The 2,103-nt window shown below is 66.5% G+C and carries 2 protein-coding genes; both read right to left on the reverse strand.

From position 1 onward, the window contains the following. Positions 1-215 precede the first annotated feature (215 nt). Entirely contained in the window at positions 216-623 is a 408-nt protein-coding gene (locus tag RMO97_RS19840; protein ID WP_310542732.1) for an MAPEG family protein, read from the reverse strand. 66 nt (positions 624-689) lie between these two features. Next, the coding region (locus RMO97_RS19845; protein ID WP_310542733.1) for a UbiD family decarboxylase at positions 690-2,103 on the reverse strand (1,414 nt) is incomplete at its 5' end.

Raw genomic sequence — 2,103 nt, forward strand, 5'->3', positions numbered from 1 at the left:
CGCTACCAGCGCGTCGAAATCCGAATGAAGTACTCACGTCCGTCTACTCCCAGGCCGCCGGCCTCTGTGAAGGGCCGCCCGTCATTAGAGCCGACAACCCGATCCCATACCCATCGGCCTGGTTGATCACACCCGCATGAAAGCGGACTCGATTAGCCGTTTCGCAGGCTAGGGGACATCCAGGGTCGCTCGGCTTGCGTCGGACGCAACGCCGGTTAGGCGATGGCGTAGAACAGCAGGGCCACGCCGATGAACACATAGGCGACCCAGGTGGCCAGGACCCCGATCACCCGGGGGAAGGAGGTGCCGCCGCTGTTGGAGAGGCCGACGGCGTGCAGGCAGCGGCCGGTGAACATCACAAAGCCCGCCAGGTGAATGGCCAGGCTGGGCGCGCTGACCACTGCCAGGACCGCGATCCCGCACATGGCGGCGGGGATGTATTCCGTGGCGTTGCCGAAGGCGCGGATGGCCTGGGCCAGTTCGGGGATGCCCTCGTCGCCCAGAGCCACCTTGTGCTTCTGCCGCTGGCGCACCACCAGCAGGGACAGCACCAGCAGCAGGAACAGGTGCAGCCCGACCCAAAGGGCGGCGGCGTTTCCCGAGAACGATGTTACGGCGTCCATAGTGTCACTATCCCCGATATGCGGCGGCAGTTGGGGTGGAAACGCCCCAAAGGGCAACCCCTGCCGCTATTTGACCGGCGCGCCGCCGCCCGGCAGCCCCAGGCGGGACCATTTCTCACTCACCAGCTTCACCGTCGCCTCGTCCATGCCGAGCTTTTCGCCCCACTCGCGATGGGTCTCGGGGGGCCATTTGTTGGTGGCGTCCAGGCCGACCTTGGACCCCAGCCCGCTCTCCGGCGAAGCGAAGTCCAGATAGTCGATGGGGGTGCCCTCGATCAGGGTGATGTCGCGGGCCGGATCCATGCGGGTCGACAGCGCCCACATGACGTCCTTCCAGTCGCGGGCGTCGATGTCGTCGTCTACGACGATCACCCACTTGGTGTACATGAACTGCCGCAGATAGCTCCAGACGCCCATCATCACCCGCTTGGCGTGGCCGGGGTAGGCCTTCTTCATGGAGACCACGGCGATGCGGTAGGAGCAGCCCTCCGGCGGCAGCCAGAAGTCGACGATCTCCGGGAATTGCTGGCGCAGTAGGGGTATGAAGACCTCGTTCAGCGCCTCTCCCAGCACGCTGGGCTCGTCCGGCGGCCGGCCGGTGAAGGTGGTCAGATAGATGGGGTTCTTCCGCATGGTGATGGCGCTCACCTGGAAGATCGGGAACTGCTCGACGGAATTGTAGTAGCCGGTGTGGTCGCCGTAGGGGCCCTCATCGGCATATTCATCGAGAAGAACATGGCCCTCGATGACGATTTCGGCGTTGGCCGGGACCATCAGGGGGACGGTCTTGGCCGGGACCAGCTCGACCTTGGCGCCGCGCATCAGGCCGGCGAACTGGTACTCCGATAGGGTTTCTGGGACCGGTGTCACCGCGGCCAGGATGGTGCCGGGATCGGCGCCGATGACGGCGCAGGCCGGCAGGGGCTCTCGCTTGCCGGCGCTCTTCCAGCGGCGGTGGTGCTGGGCGCCGCCGCGGTGGGCCAGCCAGCGCATGAGGGTGCGGTCCTTCCCCAGCAGCTGCATGCGGTAGATGCCGAGGTTGTAGTCGTCCTCCCGGTCCTCGGACGGACCTTTTGTCACCACCAGGGGCCAGGTGTTCAGGGGGGCGGGCTCGCCGGGCCAGCAGGTCTGGATGGGGAGCTTGTTCAGGTCGATCTGGTCGCCGGTCCAAACGATCTCCTGCACCGGCGCCTTCTTCACGACAGACGGCCGCATGGACATGACGGTCTTGGCCAGCGGCAGCATGTCCCAGGCGTCTTTGAGGCCGCGGGGGGGCTCAGGCGCGCGGAGGAAGGCCAGCAGTTCGCCCACCTCGCGCAGTTCGCCGGCGGTGGTGCGTTCCTGGTTGTCCAGGGTGACCCCCATGGCCACGCGTTTCACGGTGCCGAATAGGTTGACCAGGCAGGGCATCCCCGAGGGTTCGCCGTCGGCGCGGGTGACGTTCTCGAACAGCACCGCCGGGCCGCCGGTGGCCAGCAGA

The organism is Phenylobacterium sp., assembly GCF_031425575.1.
Taxonomy (GTDB): domain Bacteria; phylum Pseudomonadota; class Alphaproteobacteria; order Caulobacterales; family Caulobacteraceae; genus Phenylobacterium.